At 49.9% G+C, this 21,565-nt stretch carries 21 protein-coding genes; 20 read left to right on the forward strand and 1 reads right to left on the reverse strand.

Annotation, left to right across the window (positions count from 1 at the left end; all coding sequences use genetic code 11):
• Positions 1-14 precede the first annotated feature (14 nt).
• From ACYQ2N_RS17095 to ACYQ2N_RS17190, 20 genes are all read left to right on the forward strand, one after another.
• On the forward strand, positions 15-881 hold the full coding sequence (locus tag ACYQ2N_RS17095) for a polyprenyl synthetase family protein (protein ID WP_460000627.1): 867 nt from the start codon (positions 15-17) through the stop codon (positions 879-881).
• Between the two features lie 10 nt (positions 882-891).
• Positions 892-1,332, forward strand: coding sequence for a divergent PAP2 family protein (locus tag ACYQ2N_RS17100; RefSeq protein WP_460000628.1), 441 nt, complete (start codon positions 892-894; stop codon positions 1,330-1,332).
• A 20-nt stretch (positions 1,333-1,352) separates the two neighbouring features.
• Positions 1,353-1,964, forward strand: coding sequence for a hypothetical protein (locus tag ACYQ2N_RS17105; RefSeq protein WP_460000629.1), 612 nt, complete (start codon positions 1,353-1,355; stop codon positions 1,962-1,964).
• A complete protein-coding gene (dxs, locus tag ACYQ2N_RS17110) occupies positions 1,939-3,825 on the forward strand; it encodes a 1-deoxy-D-xylulose-5-phosphate synthase (RefSeq protein WP_460000630.1) in 1,887 nt (628 codons plus the stop codon). The genes ACYQ2N_RS17105 and dxs overlap by 26 nt, the downstream gene beginning before the upstream one ends.
• A complete protein-coding gene (locus tag ACYQ2N_RS17115; RefSeq protein ID WP_460000631.1) occupies positions 3,822-4,631 on the forward strand; it encodes a TlyA family RNA methyltransferase in 810 nt (269 codons plus the stop codon). The genes dxs and ACYQ2N_RS17115 overlap by 4 nt, the downstream gene beginning before the upstream one ends.
• Before the next feature lie 11 nt (positions 4,632-4,642).
• The gene (locus ACYQ2N_RS17120; protein WP_460000632.1) at positions 4,643-5,458 is read left to right on the forward strand and encodes an NAD(+)/NADH kinase; all 816 of its coding nucleotides are present in this window, start codon (positions 4,643-4,645) and stop codon (positions 5,456-5,458) included.
• Positions 5,451-6,026, forward strand: a complete 576-nt coding sequence (gene mnmM, locus ACYQ2N_RS17125) for a tRNA 5-(aminomethyl)-2-thiouridylate-methyltransferase MnmM (protein ID WP_460000633.1) — start codon at positions 5,451-5,453, stop codon at positions 6,024-6,026. Before ACYQ2N_RS17120 ends, mnmM begins: the two co-directional genes overlap by 8 nt.
• 4 nt (positions 6,027-6,030) lie before the next feature.
• Positions 6,031-6,483 carry an arginine repressor gene (argR, locus tag ACYQ2N_RS17130; RefSeq protein WP_460000634.1) on the forward strand — a complete coding sequence of 151 codons (453 nt, stop codon included), beginning with the start codon at positions 6,031-6,033 and terminating at the stop codon, positions 6,481-6,483.
• A 57-nt stretch (positions 6,484-6,540) separates the two neighbouring features.
• The gene (gene recN, locus ACYQ2N_RS17135; RefSeq protein ID WP_460000635.1) at positions 6,541-8,235 is read left to right on the forward strand and encodes a DNA repair protein RecN; all 1,695 of its coding nucleotides are present in this window, start codon (positions 6,541-6,543) and stop codon (positions 8,233-8,235) included.
• Between the two features lie 275 nt (positions 8,236-8,510).
• Entirely contained in the window at positions 8,511-9,752 is a 1,242-nt protein-coding gene (gene spoIVB / locus ACYQ2N_RS17140) for a SpoIVB peptidase (protein ID WP_460000636.1), read from the forward strand.
• Between the two features lie 245 nt (positions 9,753-9,997).
• Positions 9,998-10,804 (forward strand): sporulation transcription factor Spo0A, encoded by an 807-nt coding sequence (gene spo0A, locus ACYQ2N_RS17145; RefSeq protein WP_460000637.1) that lies wholly within the window; start codon positions 9,998-10,000, stop codon positions 10,802-10,804.
• Positions 10,805-11,067: 263 nt separating this feature from the next.
• Positions 11,068-11,595, forward strand: a complete 528-nt coding sequence (locus ACYQ2N_RS17150) for an NUDIX domain-containing protein (RefSeq protein ID WP_460000638.1) — start codon at positions 11,068-11,070, stop codon at positions 11,593-11,595.
• Positions 11,592-12,755, forward strand: coding sequence for an endonuclease Q family protein (locus ACYQ2N_RS17155; protein WP_460000639.1), 1,164 nt, complete (start codon positions 11,592-11,594; stop codon positions 12,753-12,755). Before ACYQ2N_RS17150 ends, ACYQ2N_RS17155 begins: the two co-directional genes overlap by 4 nt.
• A gap of 35 nt (positions 12,756-12,790) precedes the next feature.
• Positions 12,791-13,390, forward strand: coding sequence for a stage II sporulation protein M (gene spoIIM / locus ACYQ2N_RS17160; protein WP_460000640.1), 600 nt, complete (start codon positions 12,791-12,793; stop codon positions 13,388-13,390).
• Between the two features lie 176 nt (positions 13,391-13,566).
• Positions 13,567-14,682: an alanine dehydrogenase gene (ald, locus tag ACYQ2N_RS17165; RefSeq protein WP_460000641.1), complete on the forward strand. Its 1,116-nt coding sequence runs from the start codon at positions 13,567-13,569 to the stop codon at positions 14,680-14,682.
• 132 nt (positions 14,683-14,814) lie between these two features.
• Positions 14,815-15,036, forward strand: coding sequence for a hypothetical protein (locus ACYQ2N_RS17170; RefSeq protein WP_460000642.1), 222 nt, complete (start codon positions 14,815-14,817; stop codon positions 15,034-15,036).
• Positions 15,037-15,174: 138 nt separating this feature from the next.
• Positions 15,175-16,068 carry a site-specific tyrosine recombinase XerD gene (gene xerD, locus ACYQ2N_RS17175; RefSeq protein WP_460000643.1) on the forward strand — a complete coding sequence of 298 codons (894 nt, stop codon included), beginning with the start codon at positions 15,175-15,177 and terminating at the stop codon, positions 16,066-16,068.
• Positions 16,069-16,081: 13 nt separating this feature from the next.
• A complete protein-coding gene (locus ACYQ2N_RS17180; protein ID WP_460000644.1) occupies positions 16,082-17,257 on the forward strand; it encodes a phosphopentomutase in 1,176 nt (391 codons plus the stop codon).
• A 4-nt stretch (positions 17,258-17,261) separates the two neighbouring features.
• Positions 17,262-18,092, forward strand: a complete 831-nt coding sequence (locus tag ACYQ2N_RS17185; protein WP_460000645.1) for a purine-nucleoside phosphorylase — start codon at positions 17,262-17,264, stop codon at positions 18,090-18,092.
• Positions 18,093-18,120: 28 nt separating this feature from the next.
• Positions 18,121-19,422: a pyrimidine-nucleoside phosphorylase gene (locus tag ACYQ2N_RS17190; protein ID WP_460000646.1), complete on the forward strand. Its 1,302-nt coding sequence runs from the start codon at positions 18,121-18,123 to the stop codon at positions 19,420-19,422.
• 39 nt (positions 19,423-19,461) lie between these two features.
• Here ACYQ2N_RS17190 and ACYQ2N_RS17195 read toward each other — a convergent pair whose 3' ends face one another.
• On the reverse strand, positions 19,462-21,462 hold the full coding sequence (locus ACYQ2N_RS17195; protein WP_460000647.1) for an ABC-F family ATP-binding cassette domain-containing protein: 2,001 nt from the start codon (positions 21,460-21,462) through the stop codon (positions 19,462-19,464).
• Between the last annotated feature and the right edge of the window lie 103 nt (positions 21,463-21,565).

Here is a 21,565-nt window from a genome sequence, read left to right on the forward strand (position 1 = left end):
GATGAAGTCCGAGAATGTTCGCTGTTGAATATAAATCTTATCAGGAGCTGGTGGAGAGTTTTCTTTCCAACCTGCCGTGGGGCGAAGATGTGCTGAACGAGAGCATGCGTTATTCCCTTTTGGGCGGGGGTAAACGCATTCGCCCGGTGTTAGCTTTAGCGGCGGGAGCAGCTCTGGGCGGTAGGACAGAGCTGCTTTTACCGGCAGCGTGCGCCTTGGAGCTTATTCATACTTACTCGCTGATACATGATGATCTGCCGGCTATGGATAATGATGATTACCGGCGGGGCAAATTATCAAACCATAAGGTTTTTGGGGAAGGGATGGCTGTTTTGGCCGGAGATGCCTTGCTCACTTATGCTTTTGAGCTTTTGGCTGAGCCTTTGCCCATTCCCCCTGAGCGGCAACTGCAAGCAGTGCGTGAAGTGGCGGCTGCTGTAGGCAAAAGCGGCATGGTCTTAGGGCAAGTTCAAGATTTGGCTGGGGAAGAAAACTCCTTGAGCTTGGACGAGATAGAGAATATTCATAAAGCCAAGACAGGGGCTTTATTAGTGGCCGCGGCACGCTTAGGTGCAATCTTGGCCGGAGGGTCAAAGGAGGAAGTGAAGGCCTTTACCCTATATGCACAAGCACTCGGGCTTGCTTTTCAAATTAAAGATGACATTCTGGATGTTGAAGGGGACAGTGAGACTTTAGGGAAACCTGCGGGGAGCGATGTGCGCCAACATAAAGCTACTTATCCGTCCTTGCTTGGTTTAGAGGGTGCAAAAGAACATCTGCAGGAGCAAATTGCCCAAGCGAAACGCGCGCTTCAGCCGTTAGGGCAAAGCGCTGCTTTTCTCAGCGGCTTGGCTGACTATATTGAACAACGTCAACACTAAGGAGTGAAAAATGACCATTTTTCCCGGCATACTGCACAACACGATTCTCGTCTCGGCCCTTACGGCCTGGATGATTGCCCAGGTATTAAAAGTTGGCATCACCCTCTTCGTTCAGCAAAAGCTCGATTTAACTCTGCTGCTGAGCTCAGGTGGGTTTCCCAGCTCTCATTCAGCTATGGTCTGTGCTTTGGCGTTAGGAATTGGGAAATACTATGGCTGGCAGTCTCCGCTCTTCGCGGTAGCGGCAGTGTTTGCCCTGATCGTTATGTATGATGCTGCCGGGGTCAGACGGGAAGCAGGCAAGCAGGCAGAAGTCATCAACCAGCTGATTGAGCGTTTTCACCAGAGTTCTGACCTGGCGCAGGAGCGCCTCAAAGAGCTGATTGGACATACTCCATTTGAGGTTTTTGGCGGTGCCCTGCTTGGAATTATCGTCGGGCTGATTGCTTAGGTTTGGGAGGGGTATGGTATTTGGGTTCTAAGAAGACAAAGGGCTGGAAGCACCTGTTACTGATTTTCGTAGGAACATTTCTGACAGCAGCTTTAGTAGGGATAGGGTCAGAACTACTTGTGCGCCATTCTTCTCTGCTTATGGCCGGCTTGTTTTTGCTCGCAGTAATTGGGACAGGGATTGTTTTTGATATCATAGGGATGGCGGCGACTGCGGCGACAGAAGCCCCGCACCATGCGCGGGCAGCCAACCGTGTCTTTGGCGCGCAGCAGGCTGTTTATCTTGTCCGCAATGCAGACGTCGTGGCAAACTTTTCGAATGATATTGTGGGGGATGTGGCAGGGACTTTAAGCGGGGTCACCGCAGCCACGATTGTCGTCGATTTGCTGCGTTATTATCCAACTTTGGCAGCGTATGAAATCTGGCTCAGTACCGGAATGCTCGCTCTGGCAGCATCCCTTACGATTACCGGCAAGGCGGCGGGCAAAACCTTCGCCATGCAAGAAGCGAATGAGATTATCGCGATCGTCGGAAGATTAATGGCTACGGTGGAAAAAGTTACAGGATGGACTTTGACCAAGCCGAAAAAGCGCGGGGGGAGAAAAAATGAGTCTGCTCGAAAAAATTCATAAACCCCAGGATTTACGGGCTCTCACTTATGCCGAGCTTAAGAAGCTGGCCGAGGAAATCAGGGAGGAAATGATTCAGGTTGTAGCGACGAATGGCGGGCATCTGGCCCCTAATTTGGGCGTAGTGGAGCTGACCTTGGCTTTGCACCGTTCTTTTGCCAGTCCGCGCGACAAAATTATCTGGGATGTAGGGCATCAGACTTATGTACATAAGCTGATTACAGGGCGGCGTGAGGATTTTAAGACCTTGCGCCTGTATAACGGGATTTCGGGTTTCCCCAAGCGGGCAGAGAGCGCTCATGACTGTTTTGAAACAGGGCATTCCAGTACCTCAATTTCAGCGGCGGTGGGCTTTGCCAAAGCCCGGGATTTATTGGGCGAAGATCATCATGTTGTGGCAGTGATCGGGGATGGGGCCATGACCGGGGGCATGGCCTATGAGGCTTTGAACCATGCCGGGCATAATGGCACGAGTTTGATTGTAGTGCTGAATGACAATGAAATGTCAATTTCTCCGAATGTAGGGGCGATGTCTTCTTACCTTAACCGCTTGCGTACTGATCCTCGCTATGACAAGCGCAAGGCGGATCTTGAAACATTGATCAAAAAAATCCCTGGTATTGGCTCCAAAGTAGCCAAAGCGGCGGAAAAGGCTAAGGACAGTCTCAAGTACCTGTTGGTGCCGGGACTTTTGTTCGAGGAGCTTGGCTTTACTTACCTCGGCCCGATTGATGGACATGACCAGATGCAACTGGAGCAGATATTTGAACAGGCGAAGCAGAAAAAAGGCCCGGTGCTGGTACATGTCATTACGTACAAAGGGAAAGGGTATGGCCCCGCCCAGAATAATCCTGACGTTTTCCATGGGGTAGGGCCATTTAATCCGGAAACCGGAGAAATAGCCAAAAAGCCCTCTCCTCCAACCTATACGCAAATGTTTGGCGAGACTTTGTGCGAACTGGCTCGGCAAGACGATAAGATCGCGGCCATTACGGCAGCTATGCCGACTGGAACAGGACTGGGGCTGTTTGCTAAAGAATTTCCCCAGAGGTTTTTCGACGTGGGGATTGCAGAACAGCATGCCGTAACTTTTGCGGCCGGGCTTGCCCTAGCTGGGATCAAACCAGTGGTGGCGATTTATTCCACGTTTTACCAACGGGCCTATGACCAGGTCCTGCACGATGTCTGCCTTCAAGGAGCCAAGGTGGTGCTTGCGGTGGACAGGGCGGGGGTCGTAGGGGATGACGGTCCCACTCACCACGGAGTTTTTGATATCTCTTTCCTGCGCATTATTCCGAATTTAGTTCTAATGGCTCCTAAAGACGAAAATGAATTACGCCACATGCTGTACACCGCCCTGCGGCATGAAGGCCCGGTAGCCTTGCGTTATCCCCGTTCAGTTGGACAGGGAGTGGATATTGATGAGAGTTTCCAAGAAATTCCTGTGGGCAAGGGGGAAGTTGTACGGGATGGACGGGATTTAACGATTATCGGAGTCGGACCGCTGGTCAACACTTGTATGATGGCCGCGCATGAACTGCGCCACCGCGGTGTGGATGCCGCTGTTATAAATTTACGCTACTTAAATCCTCTTGACCGGGAACTCATTCTGCGCTACGCCCGCCTCACTAAACGTATTATTACGGTAGAAGATCACGTCTTAAGTGGGGGTATGGGCAGTGCTGTCCTCGAAATTTTAGGGGACGAGGGCCTAAGCGGGGTCGCGGTTGAACGCTTGGGGTATCCGGGATTTGTGGATCAGGGGTCAATACCTGTCTTGCATCAGTCCTATGGCCTTTCGGTCAAAGGGATTCTGGGGGCAGCAGAGCGTCTAAACATCGGACGCCGGGTCGCCAGGTCATGAGCAAAGGAAAAGAGCGTCTTGATCTTTTGCTGGTGCAACGAGGACTGGCTGGAAGCCGCGAGAAGGCCAAGGCTACGGTAATGGCAGGATTGGTTTATATTGACGGTCAAAAGATAGATAAACCTGGCATGGAGGTGGCGGCAAGCGCTTTGGTGGAAATCAAAGGAGATACTCTTCCATATGTTTCCCGAGGCGGGCTAAAATTGGCCAAAGCGATTGAAGCCTTTGATTTGTCATTTGCTGGCATGGTGGTAGCTGACATTGGCGCTTCAACCGGGGGCTTTACCGACTGCGCCCTGCAAAACGGGGCCAGTCGGGTGTATGCGATTGACGTGGGGTATGGTCAACTTGACTGGAAATTAAGAACAGATCCGCGTGTTGTTGTGTACGAGCGCACGAATGCGCGCTATCTTGAACAGGGGTCATTGCCGGAACAGGTAGACTGGGTAGTGTGCGATGTGGCTTTTATTTCGGTCACGAAAATATTTCCGGCAATGTTGGAGCTTCTGAAGCCAGACGGCCAGGTTATGACCCTGATTAAACCCCAGTTTGAGGCCGGGCGCGAACATGTCGGAAAAAAAGGAGTCGTTAAAGACGAGAATGTTCAGCGTCAAGTATTGTTAAGCGTTATGAATGAAGCGGAGCGCTTGGGCTTTACCGTTCAGGGCTTGGATTACTCCCCAATCCGTGGGCCTGAAGGTAACATCGAGTTCCTGGTCTGGCTCACCCGCAGCCCCCAAGCCAGCCTCGACTGGAAAAACAGCCTGGAGGAACTAGTCGAGAAGGCCCATCAGGAAACGAGATAAGGAGAGTTACCATGAACAAAGTGGGTCTATGGCCCAACATGAGCAAACCTGAAACAGAAAACTTATCGATCCAGCTCACGCATTGGTTTCGTTCCCGTCAGTGGGAGGTCGTTCCGAAATGGCAGGAAGGTCCGCGGGCAAAGGTGAATTTCCTTATCTCCCTGGGTGGGGACGGGACACTTCTGGAAGCAGCCCGGGAGGCAGCTCCGCTGGGGATACCTGTGCTCGGCGTGAATTTTGGGCGTTTGGGATTTTTGTGTGAAATTGAGCGTGATGAGGTTTTTGTTTCCCTGGAAAAAGTCCTGCGCGAGGAATTTGTGGTGCAGGAGCGCTTAATGTTAGAGGCTGCCCTGCGCGGTAGTGGAGAAGGGAATTTCAGCACGACAGTCTTAAATGATGTGGTCTTTATGCGCGAGAGCACTGAAGGACTTATTACCCTGCAGGCTAATTTATCAGGAGAGCCGTCAGTAAGTTACCCGGCCGATGGGTTGATCGTAGCCACTCCCACAGGTTCCACGGCCTACTCCCTTTCAGCGGGGGGGCCGGTAGTCAGCCCTGATGTCGAGGCGATTATGCTTACCCCGTTAGCAGCTCATTCCCTCTCAGCCCGGCCCATGGTAGTTTCCCAGCGCGAAGAGATTGAAATCCTTTTAGCTCGGGGCCAGAAATGCAGAGTGACTTTTGACGGCCAGCAAAGCATTGTGATGCACCCGGGAGAGACGGTAAGCATCCGCATGTCTCCGCTTAAAGCTTTGCTTATCCGCTTGGGGAGCAGGAGCTTTCCCAGGGTCGTGCGGGAAAAGTTAAGGGATCGCTGGCATGATTGAGCGGATTCAGGATATTCAGGGGTTTTTGCGCTTGATTCTTGGTCAGTTTATTGCCCGGGGAGATGTGGTACTCGATGCCACAGCCGGTCGCGGGCGTGATACCGTGTTCTTGGCAGAATGCGTGGGAACTTCAGGCAAGGTCTATGCCTTTGATATTCAGGAAGAAGCGATCCGCGATACCGCTGAGCTTCTCGATGCTGCCGGACTTAAAGATCGAGTCCTGCTCTATCATCTTGACCACGCCCGCCTGGCCGAGATGATAAAGGACAAGCTGAAGGCTGCTGTTTTTAATTTAGGATACCTACCCGGCAGCGACCATAAGCTAACAACAGAACCTTACTCTACCATCGCAGCCATCCGGGCGGCGCTTAATCTACTGCACAAGGGCGGAGTTTTGGCTTTGACAGTTTACCGCGGCCACCATGGAGCCCGAGCCGAGGCTGAAGCAGTTGCTGAACTGCTTAGGTCTTTGCCAGCCAAAGACTATAGTGTGTTAGCCGGGAATTACTTAAATCTGGGACATGAAGCGCCCTTTTGGGTGTTAGTGCAAATGAACAGGAAGGATTGATCATATGAAAGCCCGCCGCCATATGAAAATCCAGGGACTGATTGCCAAAGAGCCGATACATACGCAGGAAGAACTGGCAGAAAAACTGCGCGAAGAAGGTTTTGATGTCACCCAGGCCACTGTGTCTCGAGATATTAAAGAACTCGGATTGATAAAAGTTCCCACCAGTGATGACGAATACCGCTATGCCATCCCGGGCGAGAAGCATCCTTCCAACCTCCATGAACGAATGAAACGTATGCTCAGGGAAACAGTGGTATCAATAAATGACAGCGAAAACCTCGTGCTAATTCGCACGATTCCGGGCAATGCCCATGCCCTAGCCTCCCTTCTGGACAACAGCAACTGGGAAGAAGTGATTGGCACCGTGGCCGGGGATGATACAATTCTCTTGGTAGTGAAGCCAAAAGAGGCTGTACCAGAGGTGTTAGCACGTCTAAGCAGGCTTCTGGGTTAGACCAAAGTGCGCGTAAATTGGGAATCGGCGAGAGGATGAGAACGAGGGGGGATAGTGATGCTCTTAGAAATGCACTTAGAGAATTTCGGCTTGATGGAAAAGATTAACCTAACATTTCGGGAAGGGCTTACTGTGTTTAGCGGAGAAACCGGTGCTGGGAAATCCATGTTGATTGACGCTCTCGACATCCTCCTGGGAGGAAGGGCGAGTGCGGATTTTATCCGGCACGGTGAAGAACAAGCCCGCCTGGAAGGAATTTTCGCATCAATACCCCCTGAAGTCCTGGATTATCTGGAAAGTGAGGGTTACCAGGCAGAGGATGGACAGTTGTTTTTATTCCGGGAGCTTAATGCATTCGGCCGCAATGTTTGCCGTATTCAGGGCCGCTCAGTTCCGTTATCCCTGTACAAAGCACTGTGCAGTAATTTAGTTGACATCCATGGACAAATGGAACAGCAATCCTTACTGCGCGCGGACAATCACCTAAAGCTACTCGACGCCTTGGGTGGAGCTGAACAGCATGAACTCTTAGTGCAGGTTAGGGTCTTAGCTCGCTCGTATAAAGAAGTGTTGGATAAAGAACGGCAACTTAAGCTGTCCGAGCAGGAGCGGGAGCGCCGGGAAGACTTGCTGCGCTATCAAATAGAAGAAATTGATCAGGTGGAGCCTGTGGCAGGGGAAGAAGAAATTCTTGAGCAGGAGAAGAAGCGCTTGGGCAATGCAGAACGAATCATGAACCTAGTCGAGAACTCTTATGCTCTCCTGTATGGTGGCAGGCGTGAGGGCCAGGCTGCCTTCGACCTTCTGGGGCAGGCGCGCAAGGATTTGCAGGAACTGGCCCGTCTGGACGAGAACTGCGCCGGTTTGCTTGAACAATTAGAAAGCGTTTATTATACGGTGGAAGACTTGGCAGATGAAATTCGTTCTTACCGCCAGGATTTTGAGTTCGAACCGGGGCGGCTCGATGAGATCGAAGATAGGCTTAACCGTCTTCACCGCCTGCGCAAGTACGGATCAAATGTGGAGGAAGTGCTTAAAACCAGGGCCGAGTTGGCCCAGGAACTTGATCAGATCACGCACTTGCAGGAAGAACTTAATAGCCTGGCTAAGAACCAAGCCGAAATACTTAAGGAATACGGGCAATGGGCGCAAAAACTCAGTGCCAGAAGAAGAGAACAGGCACACTTGCTTGAACAAGGGCTGGAGCGTGAACTTAAGGATTTAGCCCTGGAACAAAGCAAAGTAGAAGTTCGTTTTACTGACCTGATTGAACCAGGCTTAAGCGGGAGCGAGGAAGCAGAATTCTTTTTTAGCGCTAATCCGGGAGAGCCTCTGAAACCCCTAGCCAAGGTAGCATCGGGAGGGGAAATTTCGCGCCTGATGCTCGCTTTCAAAAGTATGCTTGCTCAGGTCGAGACTGTCGGGACTTTCGTGTTTGATGAAGTTGACAGCGGCATCGGCGGGCGTACCCTAGCCAAAGTTGGAGAAAAACTTAGCAAGATTGCTCAGTATAAGCAAGTTTTCTGTATTACCCATGCGGCCCAGGCCGCAGCCTTCGCTGATGAACACTACGGCATTCGTAAGGAAGTGGCAGGCGGTCGCACCCGGACTATGGTCGAGAAATTACATGAACAAGAGCGTGTTCAGGAACTGGCGCGGATGCTGGGCGGAGAACAGGCAGAGATAACCAGACAACATGCACTTGAGCTTTTGGAACACTTTGGTCCGCGCAAACGCAAAATACAGACTTGAAAGATCGACAAAAATCATTTATATAATTTTGAGAGATATTGTAAGAATATATAAAAGATATTAAGTTTAGGCTGGATTAGAAGGTTGAGCTTTGATGGCTCAATTTTTTTATGCCAAATAACCAAAGCATTACAAAACGTGGAACAGATTTTACAGGATGAAACAGAAGATATATGGACATTTTAACATTAGGTTTCACCAAACAATCTAAAATGCATCAAAATGAGGAGAAACGGAAGAGAAATGGGGAGAAAAACAGTTGGAGGGATAAGAGAATGAAGATCAGGAGAATCATTGCTCTTGCTAGTATCCTTCTCTGTACCTTCCTAAGTTTTAACCCGAGCATTCAGTATCTGACGCAAGGTTCTGCTTCGATAGAACAACTGCCCCAAATCCCAGGAAAGCTTTCAAGGTTTATAACGATTGAACCAGTTGCCGTGGCCGAAGCTGCAAGTCTCAATATTTCAAACCGGCCGCAAATTATGGAAGTATCGTATAAGTTGTTTGGCATATTTCCCTTTAAAACAAGCAAAGTCGAGATCATGCCTTCCTTAAGTTTAATTCCCGGTGGCCATTCAATTGGAGTGAGCCTTCAGACCCAAGGAGTAATAATAGTCGGGCAAGCTCCGGTTCTGGCCCAAGACGGGAGAAAGCATTTTCCCGCGAAAGAAGCGGGGGTAGAAGTGGGGGATGTTATCTTAAAAATAGAAGGGCGGGAAATGCATTCAGATCAGGATGTGGCTGACACCATCCACCAAGCAGGGGAAAAAAAGGGAAGAGTAGGGTTGTTGCTCAAGCATAAAGGGGAAGTAATTGAAAAGACAGTTACGACCATTTTATGCCCTGACACCGGCAGGCATCGGATCGGACTTTATGTACGGGATGAAGCTGCCGGAGTGGGAACTTTAACATTTATCGATCCTGTAACCAGGAAATACGGTGCATTAGGCCATATTATCAATGACGCAGACACTAATCAGAAAATCGAGGTATCTGAGGGCAAAATTATCAGTTCCACTATCTATGGGATCGAAAAAGGCAGCCGTGGCCATCCTGGGGAAAAAGTCGGGTCATTTGACTCAAACTCCCCTTACAGTGGTACTATTGAAAAAAATACGCTGACAGGAATTTTCGGCACTTTAAACGGACAGATTTCAAACCCTTATTTCGCCAAGGCAATACCTGTTGGCTGGGAATCTGAAGTAAAAGAGGGACCGGCCAAAATCTATACGGTGATCCAGGGAGACAAAATTGAAGAGTATGATGTCAATATCGAGAGGGTCTTAAATCACCGCACAGATGCCAAGAACATGGTTATCAAAGTCACTGATCCTAGGCTGATCAAAGCTACCGGCGGAATCATCCAAGGCATGAGCGGCAGTCCCATCGTGCAAAACGGCAAGATTATCGGAGCAGTAACTCATGTTTTCGTTAATGATAGTTTGCGAGGGTATGGAGTGTTTATGCAGAATATGTTAAGAGAAGCAGAGATTTTAGAAAAGAAAGAAGCAGCCTGATAAGTCAGGAAAAGTTGGTGACTTAATAAGCGACTTAAACAAAATATGAGCAGGGATAAAAAATTTAACGATAGACTGGCTGGTTGTCATCCAATAAGGGACAGCCAGTCTCTTTTAGGAAGTGAAATACTTTTTTATGCGTCTGGAGAATGAAAAAAGTTTTTTATCGTTCTAAAGCAGAAGGAATAAAGAAAGAATTGTCGAAAGATTAACAAGATAGGACCCAGTCAAAGGGAGGCAAAAGGATGGAAAGGTCTATTCGGGTATTAGTAGTAGATGACAACAGAGAATTTATTGAGGTCTTAAAAGAGTACATTCAAAGGCAAGAAGACATGAATTTGGTAGGAGTAGCCTACCATGGCAATGAAGCCTTAGAGCTAATCTTCCGCGAGTCCCCGGATGTGGTCGTATTAGACATTATTATGCCTCATTTGGACGGGTTAGGAGTATTGGAACGGCTCCAGAGCGAAGCCCATAAACCCCACGTTATTATTTTAACTGCCTTTGGCCAAGAGAGTATGACTCAACGTGCAGTCAGCCTCGGAGCCGATTATTACATATTAAAGCCTTTTGATTTAGACACTTTAGGCAAACGGATCCGCCAGTTGTATGAGCAGGATTTCGTATCGACATTGAATAATGTTATTAACAGTGCAAATTATACTAACCCTTCCGGCGCAGTCTTACCGCAAATATCTAGTAAAAACCTGGAAGTCGAAGTCACCCGGATGATTCACCAAATGGGAGTGCCTGCCCATGTCAAAGGTTATCAATATTTACGTGATGCGATTGTAAGTGTGGTGCAAGAAGTTTCTTTGCTGGGAGCGGTTACGAAGGAACTCTATCCGATGATTGCTGACAAGTATCAGACCACACCCAGCCGCGTGGAAAGAGCAATCAGACATGCGATTGAACTGGCTTGGGATCGGGGCAATGTTGAGTTTATGAACAGGTTTTTCGGATACACCATTAATGTGGACCGCGGTAAACCTACCAATTCCGAGTTTATCGCGATGGTTGCTGATAAGCTTAGGATGTCAAAAATGTTCTGATGCAACTTGGAGATCTGATCTCTTCTGATCGCGTTGTTTTAGCGGCATCGAATTTGAATACTAAAAAAGACATACTTTTGAATGCAGCCGCTTATAATAGCGGCTGTTGTTTTGAGAACTTCTGGCTAAAGTCACGCTTGACTATGCCTCCTCGGAATTAAAACTATTGCTGATTCGCGTACACGCGAGGTGACAGTTGAAAGGCTTGCACGCATCACAGCAGGAGAGCGGGACTTCTATTTTTAAGAGGGAGGAGTGTACCCATGGATTTAAGCGAAAAACGCCTTGACGGGGAAGTGTTGTTTGAGGGTCGCATTCTACGGGTGGAAAGAGACAGAGTGCAGCTGCCCAACGGGCAGGAATCCGTGCGCGAGGTTGTACGCCACCCGGGGGCAGTCGCGATTGTGGCCTTAAAAGGGGAGGAGCTTCTGCTGGTGCGCCAGTTCCGGTATGCTACTGGCTGCGAATTGCTAGAAGTTCCGGCCGGGAAACTCGATCCCGGAGAAGACCCGTTAGCATGCGCGGAACGGGAATTGCGGGAAGAAACGGGTTATAGGGGCACTCTGCAAAAACTCAGCAGCTTTTATATGACTCCGGGTTACACTGATGAGGTTATTCACTTCTTCTGGACCACAGAGCTCGTTTACGATCCCTTGAGTCATGATGAAGATGAGTTCCTGGAGCTTGAAAGCATACCCTGGTCGCGGGCTGTGGCCATGGCTGCCCAGGGAGGGTTTAATGACGGCAAGACTGCGCTGGGGATACTCTTGGTGCAGGAGAAACTCAAGTGATTTACGCTGACTTGCACATTCATATCGGGCAGAGCCTAGACGGGCGTGCCGTTAAAATTACCGCAGCTAAATCCCTGACTCTGCCAAATATTATCGAGACTGCCCAAGAAGTAAAAGGGCTATCCTTAATTGGAGTGATCGATGCCCAATCTCCGGGAGTGCGCAGAGACTTCCAATTATTGCTGGCGGAAGGAGTTTTGCATCCGCTCAGCGGCGGCGGGTATGCTAGTGGCAAGCTGACGATCATTCCGGGTACGGAGCTTGAATTAAAGGCAGGGTCTGGAAGCGCCCACTTCCTGGCTTTTTTCCCCGCGATTAAACACCTTGAGCGTTATGCTAAAAATTTAAGCCCCTATGTCAAAAACCTGCAACTAAGCTCGCAGAAGGCTTATCTTGCGGTGTCTGACTGGTTGGAGATTGTGCACGAAAATGCCGGGGTCTGGCTCCCGGCGCACGCTTTCACACCGCACAAAGGGATTTATGGCAATTGTTGCAGCCGCCTAGCTGAGGTACTACCGGAAATGCCCAAGGCTCTCGAAATCGGCTTGAGTGCGGACCGGGTAATGGCTTTGTCTGTAAGCGAACTTGAAGGAGTACAGTTGTTCAGTAATTCTGATGCTCATTCTTTGCCAAATATCGCACGCGAATACAATGCCCTGAGTTTAAGGGACAACTCGTTTGCAGGATTGCACGAACTGCTTGCGGGCGCTTCCGGCGAAATAATACACAACTATGGGCTCCCGCCTAAAATCGGCAAGTATCACCGTACCTACTGCCTTGTGTGTGAACAAGTGGTGGAGGGAGACCCGCCGCAGTTGACTTGTCCTCACTGTGGCAGCAGCCATGTCGTGATGGGGGTCTTAGACCGCCTAAATGTAATTGCGGACAGGACTGCTCCTGAAGATTCACGCTATCAATACCAGGTGCCGCTGCGCCAGCTTCCTGGAATTGGGCCTAAGACTTACTCCAGACTGCTTGCTGCGTTCGGCACTGAGATGGCTATCTTACATGACGTTGCGGAGCAAGACTTAGCTAAAGTAAGTGGGGACAAGGCAGCGCACTGGATTATGAAGGCTCGCTCCGGGCAGCTTGAATTTACCGCCGGTGGGGGCGGGGTTTTCGGCAAAGTGGTGGACATACTTTCCGCAGGTTCGGAATAAACATTTCGTAGAAGCCTGCGGAAGGAGCAAAGAAAATGTGGTCTAAACTGGGAGAGCATGTTAAGCAGTATTGGGTTATTTATTTAACCCTTTCCTGTGTATATTTAGCAGGAGTAATCTTTGGTGCTTTAGGAGTGGAAGCACTGGGCGTTTCGGAACAGGGTCAACTAGTCAAGTTCCTGGATTCTCTGTTACAAAGCCAGCCGACTGCACTGGATTCGGGCTTTCTGGAGCTATTGGCCCGGGATACGTTCATCATGATGGCGGGGATTTGGGTGCTGGGACTGACCGTAATCGGAGCCCCCCTGATTTATTTAATCGTATTTACCCGTGGTTTTATACTCGGCTTTACCGTAAGTTTTTTCATTGAAGCCAAAGGGCTGGTGGGCTTAGCACTCACGCTGGTGTCAGTTTTCATTCCGTCTTTGTTGGTGATTCCGCTCTTGCTGCTTGGTGCAGGCTTAGCCACAGTTTTTTCCGTCCTGCTCTTACGGGGAAAGAGCAATGGGCAATCCCTTAGAGGGGAATTTCTTTACTACAGCCTGGCTGCCGCCTTGGTCTCCCTTGGAGCGATAGCAGCAGGGGTCACGCAAGGGTACTTTTCTTTGCTCGGAGTGCGGTTGTTTTTAGGCTAGTTTGAGATAAAATTTCTTTGGCAAAACTGAATTGCTTTTTATCTTTAAGTAAAAGATAAGGGAGAGTTTACTCCCTTTTTTGTTGTGTAAGTTCAAGTTTTTTTGTTTCCTTTATTATTTTTGCCTACTTAACCGGTGCCAAGGCATTTAGTAAATTGAAATGGGGGTTTGAAGAAATGATAATCGGATGTCCTAAAGAAATCAAAAATAATGAAAACAGGGTTGCGCTGACCCCTGGCGGCGTGCATGACTTCGTACAGTCCGGACATAAAGTGCTGGTAGAAAAGTCTGCCGGGGAAGGTAGCGCAATCCGTGATGATGAATATACTGCCGCCGGAGCTCAGATTGTAAACTCGGCGGCTGAAGCCTGGGGCGCAGATCTGGTAATCAAGGTTAAAGAACCTCTGCCCCAAGAGTATAACTTTTTCCGGGAAGGGCAGATTCTGTTCACTTATCTGCACTTAGCTCCGGAACCAGAATTAACGAAAGCTTTAATGGATAAAAAAGTTGTGGCGATTGCCTATGAGACGATCCAGCTTGACAACGGTTCTCTTCCTCTGCTGGTGCCGATGAGCGAAGTCGCAGGCAGGATGTCCATCCAAATCGGGGCGCAATTCCTGGAAAAGCCTAATGGTGGCAAAGGTGTGCTCTTGGGTGGAGTACCGGGAGTGTCGCCTGCAAAAGTGACGATTGTCGGAGGGGGAATCGTAGGTACGAACGCTGCCAAAATGGCGGTTGGCATGGGAGCGGACGTCACGATTCTGGAAAAGAATGCCCAGCGGTTGCGCGAACTTGATGATCTGTTTGGCGGACGTGCCAAAACCCTGATGTCCAACACCTATAATATCCGCAACGCTGTAGCCCAAGCTGACCTGCTCGTGGGCGCAGTCCTGATCCCAGGAGCACGCGCCCCCAGACTGGTTACGGAGGAGATGGTTAAAAGCATGACTCCGGGCAGTGTAATTGTGGACGTAGCCATTGACCAAGGGGGCAGCATTGAGACGATTGACAGGGTTACCACGCATAGTGACCCCACTTTCGTCAAACACGGAGTCGTGCATTATAGTGTTGCCAATATGCCGGGTGCAGTCGCTAGAACATCTACGTTTGCGCTTACTAATGCCACTCTTCCTTATGCCTTGGAGCTATCAAACAAGGGCTATCTGAAAGCTATTAATGAGAACCGCGCTCTGCGTAAAGGGGTCAATGTCATAAACGGCAAACTCACGTATAAAGCAGTGGCTACCGCGCTTAATATCCCGCACACTCCGCTGGAAGAAGCGCTTATGTAGCAGGATTTTATAAGGGTAATCTAAATAGCAGTAATGCTCTCTGCCGCGATGAGTGGTGGAGAGTTTTTTATAAGTCACTAAGATTGAGACAAACCATCCTGGCATAACTTTTAGGGATGGGGGGTAGAGTAGATGCGTAGAACCGGTGTGCGCGAAGTTATGTTATACATAGGACGGGTGTTCTTACTCCTTCTTTTATTAGCAATTCTGTTGCCGAAATTAGCGGGTGTGGCGAACATGTGGCTGGATTCCGCCAGCCGTAACGAAGAAAAACCGAGCGGGAATCCCATGAGGGTAGAAAATCCCTTATGGAGCGAGTTTGTACTACATCTGTTTGCAGAGGGAGATCGTTAGCGTGAACATCAAGAGTTGCCATAAAGTGTCTCCGTAAAGGAGTTGCTATGAATTTTCTCTATAGAGGGAAATTCTGATTCGGGCGCAAAGGAAAAATCCTTCCTATGTAGAAACTTAAAGGCAAGGGGAGGATTAAACATGAGCGATCCGGACCTTAGTAAGAGCTATTTAAACTTTCTCTACGTTGAGCGTGGTTTAGCTAAAAATACGCGGCAGGCGTACGCGCGCGATTTGCGCCGGTTAACTGAATATCTCGACCGTAGAAGCAAAAATCCCAGGGACTGTGACGTTAATGATTTGTTTGTTTTTTTGCTGGAGCTTAAAAAAGAGGGCTTGGCAGCGCGCACAATCGCGCGGGTCACAGCCGCGCTCAGGGGTTTTTTTGCGTTCCTGGCGGCGGAAGGGTACCGGGCGGACGACCCAACGCCTCATTTAACCAGTCCGAAGCTGGGAGAAGTTTTGCCGCGGGTGTTGTCTGAGCAGACAATGGACAAACTACTCCAGGAAAGGCTGGAGGCCGGAGAGTTGGCCATCCGCGACCGGGCTATCATGGAAGTGTTCTACAGCAGCGGTTTACGGGTATCAGAGCTCGCTTTCGTGCGTACTATGGACGTTGAACTGGATCTCGGCTATGTAAAGTGCCGCGGTAAAGGTGGGAAGGAGCGGATTGTCCCCTTAGGAGAAGAAGCGGTGGCGGCTTTGCGCCGGTATGTAGGAGGTACACGGGCTGTCCTGGCTAAAGGGCGAACGGTCGAGACCTTGTTTCTTAATGCCCACGGTCGTCCGCTTACGCGCCAGGGAGTGTGGCTGATCCTCAAGAAGTGGGCCAAGAGCCACGGCGTGGAGGAGAATATCTATCCGCACATGCTGCGCCACACGTTTGCCACGCATCTGCTTGAGCATGGAGCAGATCTAAGGTCGGTGCAGGAAATGCTTGGACATGCCGACATAGCGACAACGCAAATTTATACGCATTTGACGCGTAAGCGCCTGCTTGAGGTGTTCAGGCAAGCGCACCCGCGCGCAGATTAAAGGAGGAATATAGGTGGGACGCCGAGCCATTGTAATTGTCCTGGACAGCGTAGGGGTAGGGGCGCTTCCTGATGCCCGCGATTACGGGGATGAAGGGAGCAATACTTTAGGGAATATCGCAACAGTAACAGGAGGACTTGACCTGCCGAACCTGCAGAAGCTGGGATTAGGGAACATCGCCGCGTTAACAGGGGTAGAACCCGCAGCAACGCCTGCCGGGTGTTTTGGCAAGATGGCGGAAGCTTCACCGGGTAAGGATACAACCACCGGGCATTGGGAAATGGCAGGAGTAATCCTAGATCAGGCTTTCCCCACTTTTCCGCACGGGTTTCCGCCGGAGTTCATTGCCAAGTTTGAAGAGAAGATTGGGTACAGGGTGCTGGGGAATGAAGTTGCGTCCGGGACGGAAATTATTCAGCGCTTAGGGCCGGAGCATGTCAGAAGCGGGAAACCCATTGTTTATACCTCAGCAGATTCAGTTTTTCAAATTGCAGCTCATGAAGAAGTAATTCCTCTTCCGGAGTTAATGCGTATTTGTGCTTATGCCAGGGAAATGTTAGACGGGGAGTTACGGGTTGGCAGAGTAATTGCCCGCCCGTTTCTGGGTGAGCCGGGGAACTTTTATCGTACAACTAACCGCCATGACTTTGCCATCTCCCCGCCCCATCCGACTGTGCTTGATTATGTGCAGAAGAAAGGGTTAGCCGTGCAGGTCGTGGGCAAAATCCGCGACATTTTTAACGGCCAGGGAGTTACAGAGCACTTGCCGAGCAAGAACAATTCCGAGGGCGTGGATAAAACTTTGGAATTCATGAAGGAAAAAAAAGACGGTCTGATTATGACAAACCTAGTTGATTTTGATATGCTTTACGGACACCGCAATAATACTGAGGCATACGCCCAAGCACTGGCAGAGTTTGACCGGAGGCTTCCTGAAATCTTAACCAACTTAAGGCAGGATGATCTGTTAATCATTACGGCTGACCACGGCTGTGACCCTACCACTGCCAGTACGGACCACTCACGCGAATATGTTCCGCTGCTGCTTTACGGCGAGGAGCTTCGCCAAGGGGTAGATTTGGGAATTAGGGCTTCCTTCTCAGATGTGGGGGCTACGGTGGCCGAATATTTGGAGACTGAACCTTTTCCGTGGGGGAAGAGTTTCTATTCCATGATTAAAGGAGGATGAAAAAATGCTCACAGAACAGGAACAAGTGAAAAGACTGGCGGAAACACGCCACTATTTGGTGGCAAGAACGAGTCTTATGCCGGAGCTGGGAATTATTCTTGGGTCGGGCTTGGGAGGTTTTGCTAATTTAATCGAGGATAAAATCGTAATTCCCTATAAGGAGATTCCGCATTTTCCTATCTCTACGGTTGAGGGACATGCAGGGCAGCTTGTTTTTGGCAAAGTGAGCGGCAAGACCATCGTAGTGATGCAGGGGCGCTTTCACTATTACGAAGGGTACACTATGCAGGAAGTGACTTACCCCGTAAGGGTGATGCAGGTACTAGGGGCAACAGGATTAATCGTTACCAATGCTGCAGGCGGGATCAACTCTTCCTACCGACCGGGGGATCTGGTGCTGATCCGGGACCACCTTAACCTTATGGGCGAAAACCCGCTGCGGGGAACTAATCTCTCCAGCCTTGGGCCCAGGTTCCCGGACTTGAGTGAAGGATATGATTTAGAGTGGCGGCAAAAAGTGCTGCCGCTCGCTCAGGAACTGGGTATCACCCCGCAAGAAGGAATTTATGCCGCTTTAAGCGGGCCGAGCTATGAGAGCCCGGCTGAGATCCGTTACCTGCGCACGATTGGTGCGGATTTGGTTGGTATGTCCACTGTGCCGGAAGTGATTGTCGCCAATCACGGTGGGATGAGGGTTCTGGGAATTTCATGTGTGACCAACATGGCTGCAGGAATCTTGCCTCAGAAGCTCTCGCATGCTGAGGTAATTGAAACGACCGAACGGATCGAAAAGCTATTCGTGCGCTTCATGCAGGCACTGCTGCGGGTGCTGTAGTTCTAAGAGATAGAGGGGATAAAGCAAAATGCGCATGTTGGATTTAATTGAGAAGAAAAGAGATGGAAAGCCCCTGATGCGGGAGGAAATACGTTTTATCATTCAAGGGTATGTCAGTGGGGAGATAAAGGACTACCAAATGTCAGCTTGGGCTATGGCCGTTTTCTTTCGCGGGATGAATGAGGAAGAAACTGCGGAATTAACCTTAGCCATGGCTGAAAGCGGAGAACAGCTCGACCTTTCTGCCCTCGGGGGCAAATTCGTGGATAAGCATAGCACCGGCGGGGTCGGAGACAAGACCACTCTGGTCTTAGCTCCTATGGTCGCCGCCTGCGGTGTGCCGGTGGCCAAAATGTCCGGGCGCGGGCTGGGGCACACCGGGGGCACAATTGATAAGTTGAGCTCGATTCCGGGCTTAAGAGTGGAGCTGGAGCGCGCGGACTTTCTGTCTCAGGTTAGGCGCATCGGGCTTGCAGTCATGTCTCAATCCGGCAATTTAGTGCCGGCAGATAAGATGCTTTACTCTTTGCGCGATGTCACGGCGACCGTTGACTCAAGGCCGTTGATTGCATCCTCGATTATGAGCAAGAAGATAGCTGCCGGGGCACAGGGAATTGTTCTGGATGTAAAATATGGCTCCGGTGCTTTCATGAAGGACCTAAACGAAGCGCGTACCCTTGCCGCCACAATGGTTCAAATCGGGAACTCTCTAGGACGCCGGACTGTCGCGCTCTTAAGCGATATGGAGCAGCCATTGGGCCGGGCGGTCGGCAATAGCCTGGAAGTTCTCGAAGTGATCGAGACTCTACAGGGAAAAGGGCCTGCTGACTTAGTGGAAATCTGCCTTGAACTCGGCGGCTGGATGCTGGTAGCGGGCGAGCAAGCACCGGATGCCGTGGCTGGGAAACAACTTGTACGTGAAGCATTGGCAAGTGGAGCCGCCTGGAACAAGTTCCTGGAATTTGTCGCGGCTCAGGGTGGAGATGTGAAGGCTGTACAAGAGAAAAAGCTCCCGTTATCCGTGTGGCGGGTGCCTTTCCTGGCGGCTGAATCCGGGTATGTTCAGCGGGTGGATGCGCGGACTATCGGTGATTTAGCGATGGTCCTCGGTGCCGGACGGGAAACCAAAGAATCTACGATTGACCTGGGGGCAGGAGTATTAATCCGGAAAAAGGCGGGGGAATGGGTGGAAGCCGGGGAACCGCTCCTGGAGCTTTTTAGCGCGGATGAGGGGAAAATGGCAGCGGGTCTAAAGCTCGCCCGGGAAGCCGTAACGATTGGGGCAGAGTCTCCTGAAGCAAAGCCGCTGATCGCTGAGGTTATCGAGTGATGCTAATGTGGTGATTAGCTTTGGTAAAATGAGTTACAATTACTGTTGCCGCTTACTTTGCGCAATGCGTTCAGCCAGTTCGTTGAGATAGGTCCAGCGTTCTAACATTTCATCAAGTTTTTGTGCTAAAGATTGTTGGACGACAGCCAGTTCCTGCAGCTTGTCAAAATCACTGCCTGCCCGGTTCATTTCTTGATTGATTGTGGCAAGTTCCGCTTCTGTTTGGGTGATATGATCCTCGATTTGCTCATATTCCCGCTGCTCTTTGAAGGTCATTTTCAGTGGTCGTTCTTTTTTCCAGGGCTCTTTCTGCCCGGATTCTTCCTCTTTTGCTGCTGATTTTCCTGATTCCCCGGTTCTTCCGCTAAGATTCGGGTTATTCCTGGCTGGGGAACCTGAGGCGCTCTGATTCGGATGATAAATTTGATTTAACTGCTCTAAAGACTGCACCTGTTCCCGATAATCTGAGTAGTTTCCTTCATATGAGCGGATGATTCCATCCCCGGCAAAAGCAAAAATCTTACCGGCAATACGATCCAAAAAATACCGGTCATGCGAAACGGCCATCACGGCTCCGGGAAATTCATCAAGGTATTCTTCCAAGATAGTCGACGTCTGAATATCCAGATCATTGGTAGGCTCGTCCAATAAGAGGACATTTGGCGCACCCATTAAGACCCGTAAGAGATAGAGCCTTCGTTTTTCCCCGCCTGAGAGTTTGGCAATCGGTGTCCATTGCAGGGAGGGCGCAAACAAAAATCGTTCCAGCATTTGGGATGCAGTTAACACGCCGCCATCCGGCACGGGGATCACTTCAGCCACTTCTTTGATATACTCAATGACTTTTAAGTTCGGATTCATTTCCGTATTTTCCTGAGCAAAATATCCGATCTTGACCGTGGTACCCCATTCAATGCTCCCGCTGTCCGGAACAAGGCGCTCCGCAATTAGGTTTAACAAGGTCGACTTGCCGCTCCCATTAGGGCCGATAATTCCTACCCGATCATTTCTGAGCATAATGTAACTGAAATCATCGATGACGATTCCCTGCTCAGGAAATTCTTTATGAATATGGGTGCACTCCACAACTTTCTTGCCTAAACGGGATGCCCCTGCCGTAATTGCGACCCTACCCACCATCTCCGGTGCCTTTTCGGCCTGCAGGTGTTCAAACCGTTCGATTCTCGCTTTTTGCTTGGTAGAACGGGCTCTGGCTCCCCGCTGAATCCAGGCTAGTTCATTGCGCAAGCGGTTTTGCCTTTTACGTCCGGAAGCTTCAGCCTGTTCTTCCCGCTCCGCTTTGAGTTCTAAGAAACGGGTGTAGTTTCCGGGATAATAGTAAAGGTTTCCCTGATCCAACTCTAATATCCGGTTTGCCACCCGGTCGAGAAAATAGCGGTCGTGCGTAATCATAACCAAAGCACCCTTGAATTTGCTCAAGTACTGTTCAAGCCAATCAACTGTATCATGATCGATATGGTTCGTCGGCTCATCAAGGATAAGTATTTCCGCAGGGTTAATGAGGGCGCTCGCTAACGCCACCCGTTTTCTCTGTCCCCCTGATAAGGTTCCAACTAAGGTATCGAATTGAGAAATACCTAATTTAGTAAGGATCGTCTTCGCTTCACTTTCCAACTGCCACGCATTCTGTCCATCCATCTCTTGCCCTAGTTTCATCAGGCTTTGTTGGCATGAAGGATTATCCGGATCATCCGTCAGCTTTGCCAGAGCCGTTTCATAACTTTTCAGCAATTGCATCAGGGACGAGCTCCCCTTAAACACCTGCTGTAGAATCGTTATCCCGTCTTCGAACTCCGGATTTTGGGGAAGATATTCGATGCGCACACTGTGGCCTGTCGTGACTTTGCCCTGATCCGGCCATTCAATGCCCGCCAAAATCTTGAGCAAAGTGGTCTTTCCGGTGCCGTTAACCCCGATAATGCCGATTTTTTCTCCTTCATCAATCCCCAAAGTTATGTCTGAAAATAGCACTCTATCTCCGTAAGTTTTCGTTAGATTCTCAGCCGTTAAGACATTCATGATTATTTCTTTTCCCCTTATCTAAAGCTCAATAATAGCTAATTATACCATAACCACGGGTTTACAGTTTTTTCGGGAGGTCTCTTTCTTTTATTCAAGGTTA

The organism is Paradesulfitobacterium aromaticivorans (genome assembly GCF_054657415.1).